The sequence below is a fragment of the Chlorogloea sp. CCALA 695 genome (genome assembly GCF_003003885.1).
GTDB lineage: Bacteria > Cyanobacteriota > Cyanobacteriia > Cyanobacteriales > Chroococcidiopsidaceae > Aliterella.
The window spans coordinates 28,485-42,968 of the sequence record NZ_PVWN01000038.1 but is presented as its reverse complement, the minus strand read 5'-3'; the positions used below and the strand labels follow the sequence as shown (position 1 = coordinate 42,968).

Below are 14,484 nucleotides of genomic sequence, written 5' to 3'. Positions count from 1 at the left end.
TTTATTAATAGGTTGGAGGGTTAAGTTCTTGTTCTAACCCTCCTTTTGTCATGAAAAAGGAAAAACAAACAATGCTAAAACCAGTTTTTACCAAGCAGAAAAACCTTGACCAATTGCAGCATTTACTTAAGCACTATCAGCAGATTTATCCGCAAGCCAAACAACAAGGCAAGGTAGTCTTGCGGCAATATCTCAAAAAGTTAAATTACCAAATTCAACATCTTCAATTCCGTTCCAAGCAGCGATGAACGAGAATATGCGATCGCCTGCGATTTATCACCCAATTACCTAACCATATGCAACCACAACAGAATAGAAAACTTGCAGCTAATGACAAAGAGCGAACACACGACCAAGCACAACAACGAGCAGAAGAATTAAATCAATGCCAAGACAAGAACGAGTCCTCTCATTGTTTTCTGGAATTGGAGGATGGGAAAAAGGGATCGAACTTGCCGGACTTACTCGCACCTTCAGAGTTACCCAATTCGTTGAAAAAGCCGAATACCCCAGAAGAATCCTTGCCCAAAATTTCCCTGGAATCCCGATCTGGGACGATGTGCGAACTCTTAACGCAGAGCTTGGAGATTTTGACATCATTGTGGCTTCGCCGCCATGCCAACCCTTTTCTGCCGCCGGAAAACAGAAGGGAGCATCGGATAACCGAGATATGTTCCCCGAAGTATTCCGACTGCTACGCCAAATTCGACCAAGATGGGCGCTTATTGAAAATGTGCCAGGACTTCTCAATATTGATGCTGGACGGTACTTCCGAGGAATACTCCGGGAATTTGCCGCGCTCGGGTTTGATGCGGAATGGCAAATTATATCCTGTGCCGAAGTGGGAGGTGTCCACAAACGAGAAAGAGTCTTTATTATTGCCTACCCCAGCCGCCCACCTAGGAACGCACCACAATATCAAACAGAACTGGAACGGTCTGAGTCAGTTATCTCTAGCTCATGCAATAGCGTATCTCCCGACTCCAAAAGCCCAAGACGGGATTCATCCGGGAGTAAAAACCCACAAACGGGGACAGACTTTACATCTGTCGGCTGCTGTAATGCTACCGACACGGGCGGCGAGGGACTGGAAACACGGGAGCGCGGCACAACTAATGAATCCGCGATCCCCCAATCTCAACGACACAATGACAGCAGTAACGGGCAACAAAAAACTCAACCCCATTTTTGTAGAGAGACTCATGGGATTCAAAGAGAACTCGACAGCACTAATTACCTCCTTACTCCCGCAGACCTCCCCCAATGGATTGAACGGGCAGCAGATAGCGACAGTATTCCCTACCGAAAAGAACGGCTCCAATGCCTCGGAAACAGCGTCGTCCCAAATCAAGCCGCCGTTGTCTGGCGGAGGCTCAATAACCTTAGAGGAACTATCGATTGACAAGGAACGCCACAGAGAACACCATAAACTACTGAGTTAACTTAATGCGTTTTTACCTGTGTCTTCATTCGACACGGGTTTTGAACAGCCTATTTATTACCTTTGGGAAAAGCGAAGTGTTCTTGAAGAATCTTCTGTTTCTCACCAATGTTTACCATGCCCCTTTTGCGGGGGACAGGAGAAAGAAGACTACCAACAAGGAAAGTATTTTTGGGTTTGGTGCAAGTGTGGCGCACAAGGAAGCCACGCGGCAAATAAACAGGAAGCAATTGCTCTTTGGAATACCCGCAGCAGAGTGATAACTCTATCGGCGTAAATCCACTAGCCGCCTGAACTATCGCTCAATAATCTTTTTCCCAGTAGTTCCAATCTAATTACACCCACTCCGCCAGCTAACAACTGGTTGGTTTTACTTTACCTACCTGAACCTACGCCATGCTCAACTTAACCAGCCACTCGTTTAACCAGAAAGACGAGCCAATTTTGCAGCAGCTACAAAACCATCTGCAATATCTAAGCCAGGACAAAAAAGCAGCGAAGCCCTGCGTGCGCGCTTGCGCTATCGCTATGACGGCTATCTATGAAGCAACCGAACCTAGCGCCATCGAGTTCGACCATGTTTGCGATTGCTGTCCCAAGTTCAACAAAGCGATTGCCTTACTCCAAGACCTATCCAAACCAGGACTGTTAGCCGTTGCTAGAGCGATAGCTGAAGAACTAGCGGTACTAGAGCAGTTGCAGGGGGCAAGCCGATGAAGCCTCAAAGGTGTCCCTTTTGTCGCAGCAGTGTGTCTTTGATTGATAGTGCCACAATCTACGGTCTTAGCTACGGATTCATCTACCTGTGCGATTCCTACCCCAAATGCGATGCGCGCGTTGGTTGTCATCCTGGCAGCATAAAGCCACTGGGGACTCTAGCCAATAAAGAATTACGGAGATGGCGCAGTTTAGCTCATCGGAAGTTCGACCCCTTGTGGCAATCTGGTGTTTTCTCTAGCCGCCAAGCTGCATACAAATGGTTGTCCAAAGCAATGAAATTACCTTTGGAAAAAACCCACGTAGCCATGTTTGACATTCGACAATGCCAGAAAGTGATCGCCCTTGTTGAGAGTTTTGTTAACAGTCGGCAGCACGTCACAACAAAAGTAACCACTCGTTGTTAACGAGAGTAAATAATGAAATACAAACCGATCGCTATAACCCCCCATGATGGATTTGACCTACTAGCCGTATGGGAAAAAGATGGGAGAAAATGGTACTTATTGCAACTGGCACGTCCCCAGAGTGCTATCGCCCTAGCACAAGAAAATCCTCATACGAGATTAGTTTTTCCAACATCTATCGACCCAAATCGATTGAGTAAACAGAGCCGCCAATAAAATAGCTTAAGGCAGGAAACAAAAACATGAACAACACTTGTACTAACTACTTTGACACTTACGGCAGCAAATCTATTGCATGGGAACAATGCCAAGACATCTACTGGATGTTTGTAATGCTAGACGATAGCGGGTATAGAACCCATTTGGGATCTATTTAACCAGTTGCCAATCTTTGAAGCATCAGGCGAACAAAACAAAGATTAAGCTTGGTGGTGGCATGAGCAAGAGTTCTTTCAAAATTCTTGACCAAACTTTTACACCTTTCCATCCATGAGTTGGTTCTTTCTATTACCCATCTAGTTTTGACAGGGACAAAGCCAGTTTTTCCTGACTGTTGCTTTTGTTGTGGGGACGGTTTGGGTGATAACTTAAACCTAATCTTGTTCATGATTTGAGGATAAACTGTTTTTAATTCTTCCTCCAGTTTTTGAGGGTGATATCCGTTGTCAATCAGGATGGTAATTTTGGGAATGTTAACAGGTAAAAATTTGTTGTAATCGATGTTGTTAGACAACATTTCAATTAATCCTTGATCGTCAGATACACTAGCTTTGGTACAGTGGCTGAAAAAAGGAAACCCTAACGTATCTACAGCTAAGTGTCTCTTAATGCCGTTGGTTGCTTTGTAAGTACAAAAGCCCTTCGATTCTACACTAGCGTTACAGGTGTTTTTTACCGCTTGGGAATCGATAATCATCAACCTCGTCCATTTGGCTTTTTTTTCACTTGTTCCCGCACTTGCCCATGTAGGACGAATATTAGTTTTTCGATTGCCCCAGCTTCGCGCCACTGCTTGTAATGCCAATAGACAGTTGAGTAAGGAGGAAGGTCTTTAGGCAAGTCTTGCCAGTTACAACCATTCTTCAGTTGATAAAAGATGCCATCCAGGATTTCGCGCTTGCTCCAATTAGAAGGTCTTGTTTGCTTCTTCGGCGGTAGGCTCTTAAGCAGTAAGGGTTCAAGTATTTTCCATTCTTCGTCGGTGAGGCTGCTCTGGTACGGCATGGCATCTGCATCATGTTTTTGCCTTAACGTTACTTCATTCCAAGAAAAAATGTCAAATGGGTTCTATAGTAATTCAGCCCAATCAGTTTATACGCTTAGGCAATACGCTTGCAAGATTGCTCGAAGTCAATGGAACTTTTTATATCTGGACTTGAGGAAGGCTATTGAAATTGTAGAAAAAAATACTATCAATAAACGCTCTTTTAACTATATTAAAAGAGCGTTTATTGACTTATTAATAGTAAAAGATAAAAGTTTAGTGCAAAAAGAACCTACTGTTGGTATTAGCTTAGAGTTAGCACAAAGTGCTATTAATTTAGATATTTCTTCAGCAAGAGCCGCCGCTATATCTGCTATCTTTGCTCTGAGATTAGGGGTAAGTCATGCAATATTAGCTGACAAGCTAAGAGATTTAGTAGGTAATCCTTATCTGGTAATTCCTGAACAGATTGTTAATCGAAATTGGTGGGTAAAACCACCAAAAGCTAGAAATAGACTTGAGGTAATTAGATACTGGTTAAATAGTTGGCTCGTTAAAACTAAAGATAGAGAGGAAAGAAGACATTTTAATAATTTTATGAATCAATGCGTTAGTCTAGCAGAAGCTTGGTCAAGCTGCCCAAATCCTAGCTGGATGTTAGCCATGATTGATATGTACAGCAGCCATAACGATGTACTGCAAATAGAAAATAAATTAAGGCAGTTTGTATGTTATCTAACCCAGCAAAATGAATACTGTGATTCATGGAGAACCAATGGGGTCAAAAAGGCTATATGGACAGCAGAGCGATTTATTAATGGTAAAACAAGCTTGAAAGATTTAAAAATCGCAGAAATTGCAGCAGTTGAATCGATTAAAAACGAGGGTACTATTGACTACATAAACTTGCTTGGTTTACTGTGTACGTCTTCGTCACCTTGGAATGCAGCAGTAGATGCTCTTAGGCTTAGTGGAGAACGGGTAGGAGAAAGTGATAAAAAACTAATACAATTAGTTCAAGCAGTTCAATTACGCAAACTTATTGAAAATCCTTTTATTTAGGGAGGTAATAAGAGAAATGAGGGAAATAAATGACGCAAACTACCAAAAAATGGCTGGTGAAATAGTTGAGATTCACACCTTATTTAAAGAGGGATTGGCAACTAGAGGACTAGGGGCAGTAATAGTCGAACGAAGTTGGAAGATTGGCTATAATTCCTTCAGCAATTGGTATCGCCTGCCAATCCCTATTTACAGAACGCTTGACGAATTAGAGTGCTTTAAAAATCTAGCGATAGATGTCATAGGCATCGATGACTTCGACCCAAAAGGTAAAAATTTGATTCAACTAATAAATGAGTACGGAAGAAATCGCGTTATCTCCGCAGAGATGACTTACGATTCCTTTTGGTTTCAAACACCTAAAAATCCAAGTTGGAGATTCTTACGAGTTCAAGTATTGCCTTGGGATCAGCCAGAAGCTAATGAAGTAGCTCAGGTATTCAAATTATTAGGAGAACTCTGAATCTTGACTTTAGGACAGTAAACAATCAAAGCAATAGTCCAATATGAAAAACTTACATTTCTATAGAAAAATCGCGCAATTTTTCGAGGTTCAAAATTGCTTCAAAGAGGGGTTAACAAGACGAGGGTTAGGTGCAGTGATTATCGAACGAGTGTGGAAGTTTGACTATAATATCTTTAACTGTTGGTATCGAAGACCAATTTACAGAACTATTAGCCAGTTAGAGCGTTATAAAAATATACCTGTACTAGTAATAAGCGTTGACAATATTGATTCAAAGGGTAAAAACTTGCTGCAACTAATATCAGAGTACGGAAGAGATCACGTTATTTTAGCAGAGGTAAATTACGATTTCTTTTGGTTTGAGTCACAAAAAAGTCCAAGTTGGAGATTTTTAGAGGTTGTCGTCAAGTCTTGGGAGCAATTAGCAAGCGATGAAGTGATGGATACATACAAATTATTAGGGGAGCTTTGAAAATAACTTTATGACAAACGAGCCAAGCAACAGTCCAAAAAGTATGATGTCATTTCTAAAGGAAATAGCAGCCACCGCCAAGACCGAAGACCTAGATCCAAAAGAACAACTACAAGTAGAAATCTCTGAAATTTCTGAGGCTGGATACTGTGCAGGCTGGACTAGGGATGTAGAGTTTTACTTGTGGAAAATAGTCATAGATGGTTCAGAAACCGAGTTTGGTGTTAAGACAATTAGCGAACAAGACATTGCTAATTTGCGAACCTTAGCAAAACAGAGCGGCGGTTGGTGGCATTGGTTTAAAAAAGAGAACAATGCAGTTTTTGTAACTTTGGATGAATGGCAGGAAATTTACCAACAGTTTTCAGAAAAAGAATCCAACTAGCCCAAGTTTTGCTACTGGGAAAAGAATTAACCTCACAATTAAATGAGTCAACTAGCGTAAGTTCTTAATTATTAATAATGTTATAAAACAATTATTAATAATTGAGAGGTTGACTTATAAATTGTTTTATTGTATTATTAAATTAGTTAAGCATTGAGCTTACAAAAGATTCTTAAAGCGCAGTTATTAATCCAAATCTTTCGAGAAGAAATGACTGCTACCACAGGAAGTAAGTGAAAATAAAAAGTACGGCAATCTCTCCACGCCGAGTTAATAGGTTAACTAAGTATGATGACAACAAATCAAGGATTCTTTCTACTCAAGTCAAAGCTTACTAAAGTTACACAGCAAGAGATTTTAGCCGCAGCTAGAGCAGTTGTGAAGCAAGCGCCATTGTTTCGACCAAGTATGCCAAACGGTCAATCTTTCAATTATTCAATGACCAACTGCGGGGAACTTGGTTGGGTTGCAGACAGGCACGGATACCGCTATCAGCAAGTTCATCCGCACACTTTTAAAGTATTTCCAGCTATGCCCCAGGTGATCAAAGACCTGGCAATAGCAATAGCCAAAGAAACAGGAAACGATGATTTTTATCCCCAATCCTGTTTGATTAATTTATATAGAAAAGGTGAAAAACTGGGGATGCACCAGGATAATACTGAGGAGAACAAGAATGCGCCAATAATTTCCATTAGCTTAGGAGATAGTGGAATTAGAGCTAAAGGGTTGATTAGTAATTATTCTATCCACTGGTTCAACCGTTGGCGAAAAACTACTAGCATCCTGCTCAGTTACAGTAAATCCTTGCGTCCTCAATGCTGCCGCGCGATCGCTATTGAGTTCGTTGACAATTGCTTTTTGAGGATCGGCAAGCAACAGCAGCGCCCCATTGCCTGCGGTCGGTTCGCAAACTGTTGTGTTTCCATCAATTTGCGCTAACTTTGCCGCGAGGAAGGCGATAGGAACGGGGGTACTGTAAGCTTGCTGGAGAATGCTCGTGCTGGTACGAGTGTTTAGCGCTGGCTGGCGATCATACAAATCCAAGCATTGCTGCCAAGTTTCGATAGGGTCATTAGAGCGCTGGACTAATTGCCGCGCCGCTAGGATTAAGCCCTGCTCTACAGATTCATCTACGATTTTTGCTATAGGTGTCCCTGGCTCAATCTTCTGGTTTAATACCGATTGAGCCAGCTTTCGGGCCCAAGTGATTGAGGCAAAGTTATCGCCATTGGTAAATCCGTTGGCGAAAGCTGTTACTAATTGCTGGTGCAAAGTAATTACAACCTCATTAAGTTTACTGGAACTATCTACGGCAGACGGTTGATTAGAACCTTGTCAGAAGTGGGAGAAACAGCATAGACTACCTCTCCGTCCCACCGCATCTCCATCAAATCCGGTTGATGGTCAGGGGGGAATAATATTTCATGACACTTCTTGCCATCCTCAATCCGTAGCACTTCAACTCCGTCAAAAAACATTTGGACGGTTCTGGGTTGGCTATTCACGAGTTGTTTTTGTATTGTTTGCGTGAGCGCAAGGCATAACTTGCGGTTAGCTGGATCTTTGCACTCTTCTCAAAATTAAGTCAATTGAGCTTAACTTTTCGCAACATTATTCTATGTGTATACTTTACAAGTTAATATACTAATGTAAACCAGATAACCAGATAACCATAAATATAGAAGCTTAAAGGTTTTTTCTAGAATCATTTATTAGCAAGACTTAATTAGCGATACGCAAAACCAGATGACCAGATGACCAGATGAAAATTATTACTGTAACCGGGTACAAAGGCGGTGTAGCAAAGTCCAATACCGCAATTCACATTGCTACCTATTTTAGCGATTACGGCAAGACGATTTTGGTAGACGGAGATCCAAATCGCACGGCTCTTTCTTGGTCACAGCGAGGAAAGTTGCCTTACTTAGTTGCTGATGAACGGCAGGCGATGAGGCTGATATCCGGTCATGATTTTGTTGTGATTGACACCCCAGCACGACCCAATTCAGATGATTTGAAAGAGTTGGCGAAAGGATGTGACTTGCTGATTCTACCCACCATTCCAGATGTGGTAAGTCTAGAACCGATGCTTCAGACTACCAAAGATTTAGGAAGCGCAAATTATAGGGCTTTAATTGCCATCGTCCCACCTGCTCCAAGTAAGGAAGGGGCAGCAATGCGCCAGGAACTCATTGATAACAATATTCCGGTATTTCAAACTATGATTCGTCGCGCTGCTGGTTTTCAAAAGGCAGCACTTGAAGGCGTACCCATTCGGGATATTTCTGACTCCAGATCGCGGATTGCATGGCTGGATTACAAATCTTTAGGCAAAGAAATTATGGAGGTTTTAAGCAATGGCTAAGTATGGCGACCTGATTCGGAAGGCAAGAGAGACAGACAACCAGGAAGACAATAAACCAGAAAACCAGATATCTGAAAAACCAGAAAGTCAGATAAATCAACAACCAGAAGAAGAAGTTAATCTCTGTATCAAAGTGCCTAAATCGCTGCGACGGCACTGGGCGGCAGAAGCAAAACGTCATGGAATTACCATGACGGAGGTAATGACTAAAGCATTAATACAGAGATTTGGTAAACCAGATAACCAGCAAACCAGATAACTAGGCACTTATTCTCAGGAGTCAGCAACACCCGTCATCATTCTCAGAATTAAGCGAAGATTCTTCCCACTTGATGTCCTGTGGGCGAACTTCCCACAAATGAGGATAAATAGTTTGTTCTACAATCTTTTGCGCTTCTTCCTTGGGCATTGCCAGCAGTCGCATTCTCGCCTCAATTTTATCCTGTGCTAATTCTTCACAACCGCCGTAGAATACGCCTGGGTAGATTTCAATTCCTGGCTCAAACTCACTATTTTTGTCTTGACTCATATTTATAGGTACTTTGAGCTTGAGAGAAATCGTTCTGAACTTAAATTCTATCAAAATAGGATAGAGTCGGTTATTAGAGACTAGGGAAAGAACATAGAGGCGATCACTCGATATGCCTCGAATTGTGCAACATAGTTTACCTTGCTGTTTTTGGATTGGCTGAAGCTCAATGGCGGTTAAAAAGACTGAACTTTATAGCTCACTATGGTCTAGCTGCGACGAGTTGCGTGGCGGCATGGATGCTTCCCAGTACAAAGATTATGTACTGACGCTGTTGTTCATGAAGTATGTCTCCGATAAATATGCAAGCGACCCGGACGGCACGATTATAGTGCCATCAGGCGGCTCGTTTAAGGACATGGTGGCGCTTAAGGGTGATAAGGAAATTGGCGATAAAATCAATAAAATTATTGGAGTTTTGGCAGAGGAAAACGATCTTAAAGGTGTAATTAACGTCGCTGATTTTAACGATGAGGACAGGCTAGGCAAAGGTAGGGAAATGGTTGATCGCTTGTCTAACTTGGTAGCAATTTTCGATGGCATAGATTTGAGTGCTAACCGCGTTGAAGGGGACGATCTGTTAGGGGATGCCTACGAGTATTTGATGCGTCACTTTGCTACAGAGTCGGGTAAAAGTAAGGGTCAGTTTTATACCCCGGCAGAGGTGTCGCGGATTCTTGCCAAAATCATCGGGATTACGGCGCAAACGCGGCAAGACCAGACGGTATACGATCCGACTTGTGGATCGGGTTCGCTGCTGCTAAAGGTGGCGGATGAAGCGCCGCGCGGGTTGACGATTTACGGGCAGGAAATGGATAACTCCACCTGGGCGTTGGCGCGGATGAATATGTTTATGCACAGTTATCCGAGTCACGAAATTTGGCGAGATAATACGCTTTCTGCTCCTTATTGGAAAAACCCTGACGGCAGTTTAAAAACTTTTGACTTTGCTGTTGCCAATCCACCTTTTTCTTACAAGTCTTGGAGTAATGGGGTTAATCTGACTGATGACGAATTTGGGCGTTTTGAATATGGTACGCCACCCGATAAAAACGGCGATTATGCTTTTTTGCTGCACATCCTCAAGTCTTTAAAAAGCACAGGTAAGGCGGCGGTAATTTTGCCGCATGGGGTACTGTTTCGCGGTAATGCAGAAGCGCGGATTCGACAGAACCTGGTACGTCAAGGATACATTTCGGGGATTATTGGCTTACCTGCAAATTTGTTTTATGGTACAGGGATTCCAGCTTGCATTATTGTTATCGACAAAGAGAGCGATCGCAATAGTCAAGATTTGTTTATGGTCGATGCAAGTAAAGGTTTTATTAAAGACGGCAATAAAAACCGACTGCGTAGCCAAGATATTCACAAAATTGTTGATGCTTTTACAAAAAAACTGGAGTTACCCCGCTACAGTCGAATGGTTAGCTTAGAGGAAATCGCCAAAAATGACTATAACCTCAACATTCCACGTTACATCGATTCTAGTAAGCCGGAAGACTTGCACGATCTGGATGCTCACTTAAACGGCGGGATTCCTGACGCGGATATTAATGCGCTGCAAACTTACTGGGCAGTGTTTCCCAATCTGCGGAAAACGCTTTTTACATCTAGTAAACGCTCTGGTTACAGCAATAGTTTAGTAGAAGCCAGCCAGGTAAAAGCAACAATTCTCAGTCATCCAGAATTTACTACTTTTGCCGATCGCTCTTTAGCTATTTATACCGATTGGCGCAAGCAACACAACGATTTATTAAAGGGAATTGCAATCTCAGATAAACCTAAAGAGTTGATTAAAACGCTGTCTGAAGATTTACTAGCAAGGTTTGCGGGGGCAGATTTGTTGAGTCGCTACGAAATTTATCAACTACTGATGGATTACTGGGCGGAAACGATGCAGGATGATGTATACGTGCTGGTACAAGACGGCTGGGCGGCGGGTAAGAGGTTACGGCAATTGATAGTTAAAAAAGGCGATAAGCGACCGGAAACGCCGGATTTAATGATCGATAAGCATAAATATAAATCTGATTTGATTGCACCCAAGTTAATTATTGATCGCTACTTTGCCCCACAGCAGCAACAAATCGACCAATTGCAAGCCGATGTAGAAGCGAAATCTCAGGAATTGGAGACGTTGATTGAGGAACACATTGGCGAAGAAGGTTTACTTAGCGATGCTCAAACGGATACAGGGAAAGTAACTAAAGCCAGCATCACAGCGCGATTGAAGGAGGTAAAAGGCGATAAAGAGGAGCAAGGGGTATTGAAACAGTGCCTTAAATTGTTTGATGGCGAGACGGAGGCTAAAAAAGTATTAAGAGACAAGCAGACGGCGTTAGATGCGGCGGTGTTTGCTCAATATCCCAAACTGACCGAAGACGAGATAAAAACGCTGGTAGTAGACGATAAGTGGCAGGGGACATTGAAAAATGCGATCGCATCAGAAATTGAGCGGGTAACTCAACAATTGGCAAACCGGGTAAAAACGCTAGAGGAACGTTACGCCGAACCATTACCTCAGTTGGTGCAAGAGGTGGAAGTATTATCGAGCAAGGTAGAGGAGCATTTAAAGCGAATGGGGTTGGAGTGGAATTAATTATTAAAATGAATGAGAATTAAAAACAAGAAAGTAAATTAGGATTCAGGTAGCTGCAAAGAGCAATAAAAATGAGTATAATCATTTCTGACGAAATTGTAAAAGCTAGTAATCTTTCAGAAAATGAACTTTTGATAGAAATTATTGTGATGCTTTTTAAGCTAGAAAAAATCAGTTTAGGAAAAGCAGCAGAATTATTAAAAATGCCGCAGATCCGATTTCAGAGATTGATTGCCGATCGCGGGATTTGCGTTCACTATGATGTCGCGGAGTTTCAGCAAGACATTCAGCAGTTAACTACAAAGGGCTGGCTGTGATTGTTGTTAGCGATACGTCTCCTCTAAGCAATTTGGCGATCATTGGTTACTTGTCTTTACTGCAACAAATTTATGAGCGCGTTTTGATTCCACCATCGGTAGCTGAGGAGTTGGCGCGGGGTGGAGAGGATGACGATCGCATTGTGGGGGTACTATCCCTAGATTGGATTGAAGTACGACAGCCAACTAATTTACAGCAGATAACAACACTTGAGAATGATAACAATCTCGATCGCGGTGAAGCTGAAGCGATCGTACTGGCTTTGGAACTAGGGGCGGATGAATTGCTGATCGATGAAAGATTAGGTAGAAGGGAAGCAATGCGTTTAGGTTTGTCAATTACTGGTTTGCTGGGTGTTTTGCTGATTGCAAAGCGGCGTGGGTTAGTCGTGGCTATTCGACCTGTGATGGATGATCTAATAAATCAGGCAGGCTTTCGGGTTAGCAATCAACTGTATGCAGAGGTTTTGCTTGCAGCAAACGAAAACTTTTCTTGATCGAGGCAGCAATGTTTAAGAGGTTGGGATGTTGAGGGAAGGGTATAAGCAGACTGAAATTGGGGTGATTCCTGAAGATTGGGAAGTTAAGCAGCTTGGTGAAATTGCTGATATTGATCCAGAAAATTTGACACGAACAACTTATGCAGAATATGAATTTAGATATGTTTCATTAGAAGATGTAGAGCGCGGTGTTTTGAAGGCATATTCTAACCAGGTGTTTTGTACAGCGCCTTCACGAGCTAGACGAGTCTTAAGAGACGGAGATGTACTTCTTTCAACTGTTCGCCCTAATCTCAAGTCTCATTTACTTTTTAATAAACAGGAATATAATTGGATTTGCTCAACAGGCTTCTCAGTTTTACGTTGTAAAAAAGGTCTATCAATACCAGCATTTTTATTTTCTCATCTCTTTAGCGGAAATATTGATAGTCAAATTGAGACACTAATTGCTGGTTCTAATTATCCAGCGATTAATAGTAGCGATGTGCAGAAACTTAAAATTGCAGTTTCAACAATCAAAGAACAACGATCGCTCTCTCAAGCTTTATCTGACGTAGATGCCCTAGTCGCCGCCCTAGATAAGCTGATCGCCAAAAACCGCGACCTCAAAACCGCGACCATGCAGCAACTCCTCACGGGCAAAAAACGCCTACCGGGGTTTGCTGGGGAGTGGCATGAGGAGCAACTTGGGACAATAGCTGAAATCATCGATCCGCATCCTAGCCACCGCGCTCCTGCTGAAAAAAGTTTTGGAATACCCTTTGTAGGAATCGGAGATATTACTACAGAAGGTAATATTAATTCAGAATCAGCAAGATTAGTAGGAGAAAATATTTTCAATGAGCATCGAAACCGATATTGTCTTGAAGATTGCTTAATTGGTATTGGGAGAGTTGCATCCATAGGAAAAGTTGTCAGACTAAAAATGAATGTTGGCAAGTATGTTGTCTCACCAACTATTGCTGTAATCAAAGCTAAAACAATTGACGTAGATTACTTGTTGTATTTTTTACTTTCACGGGCAGCGACAGAGCAGTTCGATAAAATTAGCAATGGCTCAACTCGTCAATCAGTTGGAATGAATGTTCTTAGAGATATATTTGTCAACTTCCCCAAAAATATAGAAGAACAACGCGCGATCGCACTTGTACTCTCGGATACGGATAATGCGATTTCTCTTTTAGAATCCCGCCTTGCTAAAACCAAAGCAATCAAACTAGGCATGATGCAAGAACTTTTGACTGGAAGAACGCGGCTAGTTTGAATCCTCCACCCTCCCCGAATTGCTGGATAATTGCAGGTCCCAATGGCGCAGGCAAAACCACCTTCGCCTTACAATATTTGCCTCAAGCCGCTAACTGCCGCCTCTTTGTCAACGCTGATGCGATCGCCGCAGGCTTATCACCCCTAGCTCCCGAAACAGCGCTCCTTACCGCCAGCCGCCTCTTCCTCAAACAAATTGAAAACCATATACGTAACCATCAGAACTTCGCCTTTGAAACTACTCTCTCAGGGCGCAGCTACCTCAAACTGGTCACTCGACTGCAAGCAGACGGCTGGCAAGTAGAACTTATCTATTTAGCCCTGTCAGGCTTAAAAATGTCCAAGATGCGTGTAGCAGAGAAAGTTGCTCACGGCGGACACAATATCCCTGAAGTAGACATCGAACGCCGATTTCCCCGCAGCTTGCAAAATCTTCTGACCGAATTTAGCTTTCTTGCAAATAGCACTCGCTGTTTTATGAATAGCAGTAAAACTCCTGAACTCGTATTCGTCCAACAGCAAGAAAATCGCACTATTATTAATCAACTCATTGAGCAGGCAGAATTATGAGCCAATTTTCTCAAGACACTCAGAAAATACTAGACACTCTTAGAAAGGTTGCTGCCGAAACCTTAGAACGCAAACGTCGCTTGGGTCAATACGCTGTTATTTGGCAAGACGGTGAGTCTGTAGCAATTGGTGAAGATGCACCAGAGCGCCTAATTTTGCCAGCATCAAAACAGCAATGGTAAAG

The 14,484-nt window shown here is 42.5% G+C and carries 24 protein-coding genes and 1 pseudogene; 20 read left to right on the top strand and 5 right to left on the bottom strand.

Going from position 1 to position 14,484, the window contains the following annotated elements; all coding sequences use genetic code 11:
• Positions 1–71: 71 nt before the first annotated feature.
• The 7 genes from C7B70_RS26430 (at position 72) to C7B70_RS28415 (ending at position 2,942) form a co-directional block, all read left to right on the top strand.
• Positions 72–248: a hypothetical protein gene (locus tag C7B70_RS26430; RefSeq protein WP_158260514.1), complete on the top strand. Its 177-nt coding sequence runs from the start codon at positions 72–74 to the stop codon at positions 246–248.
• Positions 249–385: 137 nt separating this feature from the next.
• The gene (locus C7B70_RS17170) at positions 386–1,402 is read left to right on the top strand and encodes a DNA cytosine methyltransferase (RefSeq protein ID WP_106370231.1); all 1,017 of its coding nucleotides are present in this window, start codon (positions 386–388) and stop codon (positions 1,400–1,402) included.
• A 58-nt stretch (positions 1,403–1,460) separates the two neighbouring features.
• Positions 1,461–1,718 (top strand): Lar family restriction alleviation protein, encoded by a 258-nt coding sequence (locus C7B70_RS17165; protein WP_106370230.1) that lies wholly within the window; start codon positions 1,461–1,463, stop codon positions 1,716–1,718.
• A gap of 119 nt (positions 1,719–1,837) precedes the next feature.
• Positions 1,838–2,158: a hypothetical protein gene (locus C7B70_RS17160; protein WP_106370229.1), complete on the top strand. Its 321-nt coding sequence runs from the start codon at positions 1,838–1,840 to the stop codon at positions 2,156–2,158.
• Entirely contained in the window at positions 2,155–2,565 is a 411-nt protein-coding gene (locus tag C7B70_RS17155; protein WP_106370228.1) for a zinc-finger-containing protein, read from the top strand. The genes C7B70_RS17160 and C7B70_RS17155 overlap by 4 nt, the downstream gene beginning before the upstream one ends.
• 12 nt (positions 2,566–2,577) lie before the next feature.
• Positions 2,578–2,781 (top strand): hypothetical protein, encoded by a 204-nt coding sequence (locus tag C7B70_RS17150; protein ID WP_106370227.1) that lies wholly within the window; start codon positions 2,578–2,580, stop codon positions 2,779–2,781.
• A gap of 26 nt (positions 2,782–2,807) precedes the next feature.
• A complete protein-coding gene (locus C7B70_RS28415; protein ID WP_255409347.1) occupies positions 2,808–2,942 on the top strand; it encodes a hypothetical protein in 135 nt (44 codons plus the stop codon).
• On the opposite strand, the gene C7B70_RS17145 is transcribed toward C7B70_RS28415, so the two are convergent.
• Positions 2,939–3,574, bottom strand: a complete 636-nt coding sequence (locus C7B70_RS17145) for a transposase (protein ID WP_233220972.1) — start codon at positions 3,572–3,574, stop codon at positions 2,939–2,941. The two genes, C7B70_RS28415 and C7B70_RS17145, sit on opposite strands and share 4 nt — an antisense overlap.
• Positions 3,481–3,789, bottom strand: a complete 309-nt coding sequence (locus C7B70_RS17140; protein ID WP_106370225.1) for a transposase — start codon at positions 3,787–3,789, stop codon at positions 3,481–3,483. The genes C7B70_RS17145 and C7B70_RS17140 overlap by 94 nt, the downstream gene beginning before the upstream one ends.
• 49 nt (positions 3,790–3,838) lie before the next feature.
• On the opposite strand from C7B70_RS17140, the gene C7B70_RS17135 reads away from it, so the two are divergent.
• The 5 genes and pseudogenes from C7B70_RS17135 to C7B70_RS28840 all read left to right on the top strand — a co-directional run.
• A complete protein-coding gene (locus tag C7B70_RS17135; RefSeq protein ID WP_106370224.1) occupies positions 3,839–4,831 on the top strand; it encodes a hypothetical protein in 993 nt (330 codons plus the stop codon).
• Positions 4,832–4,847: 16 nt separating this feature from the next.
• A complete protein-coding gene (locus C7B70_RS17130) occupies positions 4,848–5,294 on the top strand; it encodes a hypothetical protein (RefSeq protein ID WP_106370223.1) in 447 nt (148 codons plus the stop codon).
• 136 nt (positions 5,295–5,430) lie between these two features.
• Positions 5,431–5,769 (top strand): hypothetical protein, encoded by a 339-nt coding sequence (locus C7B70_RS17125; RefSeq protein WP_146134085.1) that lies wholly within the window; start codon positions 5,431–5,433, stop codon positions 5,767–5,769.
• A 10-nt stretch (positions 5,770–5,779) separates the two neighbouring features.
• Positions 5,780–6,154, top strand: coding sequence for a hypothetical protein (locus C7B70_RS17120; protein WP_146134084.1), 375 nt, complete (start codon positions 5,780–5,782; stop codon positions 6,152–6,154).
• A 288-nt stretch (positions 6,155–6,442) separates the two neighbouring features.
• A pseudogene (locus tag C7B70_RS28840) lies at positions 6,443–6,808 on the top strand (alpha-ketoglutarate-dependent dioxygenase AlkB); the annotation flags it as partial.
• 45 nt (positions 6,809–6,853) lie between these two features.
• On the opposite strand, the gene C7B70_RS27865 reads toward C7B70_RS28840, so the two are convergent.
• Both C7B70_RS27865 and C7B70_RS26020 read right to left on the bottom strand, forming a co-directional pair.
• The gene (locus C7B70_RS27865; protein WP_233220971.1) at positions 6,854–7,429 is read right to left on the bottom strand and encodes a hypothetical protein; all 576 of its coding nucleotides are present in this window, start codon (positions 7,427–7,429) and stop codon (positions 6,854–6,856) included.
• 35 nt (positions 7,430–7,464) lie between these two features.
• On the bottom strand, positions 7,465–7,662 hold the full coding sequence (locus C7B70_RS26020; protein WP_146134083.1) for a hypothetical protein: 198 nt from the start codon (positions 7,660–7,662) through the stop codon (positions 7,465–7,467).
• Between the two features lie 257 nt (positions 7,663–7,919).
• On the opposite strand from C7B70_RS26020, the gene C7B70_RS17110 reads away from it, so the two are divergent.
• Positions 7,920–8,522, top strand: a complete 603-nt coding sequence (locus C7B70_RS17110) for a ParA family protein (protein ID WP_106370219.1) — start codon at positions 7,920–7,922, stop codon at positions 8,520–8,522.
• Positions 8,515–8,781 carry a hypothetical protein gene (locus tag C7B70_RS17105; protein WP_106370218.1) on the top strand — a complete coding sequence of 89 codons (267 nt, stop codon included), beginning with the start codon at positions 8,515–8,517 and terminating at the stop codon, positions 8,779–8,781. The genes C7B70_RS17110 and C7B70_RS17105 overlap by 8 nt, the downstream gene beginning before the upstream one ends.
• Before the next feature lie 21 nt (positions 8,782–8,802).
• Here the strand turns inward: C7B70_RS17105 and C7B70_RS17100 are convergent, their stop codons facing one another.
• On the bottom strand, positions 8,803–9,051 hold the full coding sequence (locus C7B70_RS17100) for a hypothetical protein (RefSeq protein ID WP_106370217.1): 249 nt from the start codon (positions 9,049–9,051) through the stop codon (positions 8,803–8,805).
• A 169-nt stretch (positions 9,052–9,220) separates the two neighbouring features.
• Between C7B70_RS17100 and C7B70_RS17095 the strand changes: the two genes are divergently transcribed.
• From C7B70_RS17095 to C7B70_RS17070, 6 genes are all read left to right on the top strand, one after another.
• Positions 9,221–11,650 carry a type I restriction-modification system subunit M gene (locus C7B70_RS17095; protein WP_106370216.1) on the top strand — a complete coding sequence of 810 codons (2,430 nt, stop codon included), beginning with the start codon at positions 9,221–9,223 and terminating at the stop codon, positions 11,648–11,650.
• Between the two features lie 71 nt (positions 11,651–11,721).
• Positions 11,722–11,967, top strand: coding sequence for a UPF0175 family protein (locus C7B70_RS17090; protein WP_106370215.1), 246 nt, complete (start codon positions 11,722–11,724; stop codon positions 11,965–11,967).
• A complete protein-coding gene (locus tag C7B70_RS17085) occupies positions 11,964–12,464 on the top strand; it encodes a DUF3368 domain-containing protein (RefSeq protein WP_106370214.1) in 501 nt (166 codons plus the stop codon). The genes C7B70_RS17090 and C7B70_RS17085 overlap by 4 nt, the downstream gene beginning before the upstream one ends.
• A 28-nt stretch (positions 12,465–12,492) precedes the next feature.
• A complete protein-coding gene (locus tag C7B70_RS17080) occupies positions 12,493–13,731 on the top strand; it encodes a restriction endonuclease subunit S (protein WP_106370213.1) in 1,239 nt (412 codons plus the stop codon).
• Complete coding sequence (locus C7B70_RS17075; protein WP_106370212.1) at positions 13,728–14,300, top strand: zeta toxin family protein; 573 nt, start codon at positions 13,728–13,730, stop codon at positions 14,298–14,300. Before C7B70_RS17080 ends, C7B70_RS17075 begins: the two co-directional genes overlap by 4 nt.
• On the top strand, positions 14,297–14,482 hold the full coding sequence (locus tag C7B70_RS17070) for a hypothetical protein (protein ID WP_106370211.1): 186 nt from the start codon (positions 14,297–14,299) through the stop codon (positions 14,480–14,482). The genes C7B70_RS17075 and C7B70_RS17070 overlap by 4 nt, the downstream gene beginning before the upstream one ends.
• Positions 14,483–14,484 lie beyond the last annotated feature (2 nt).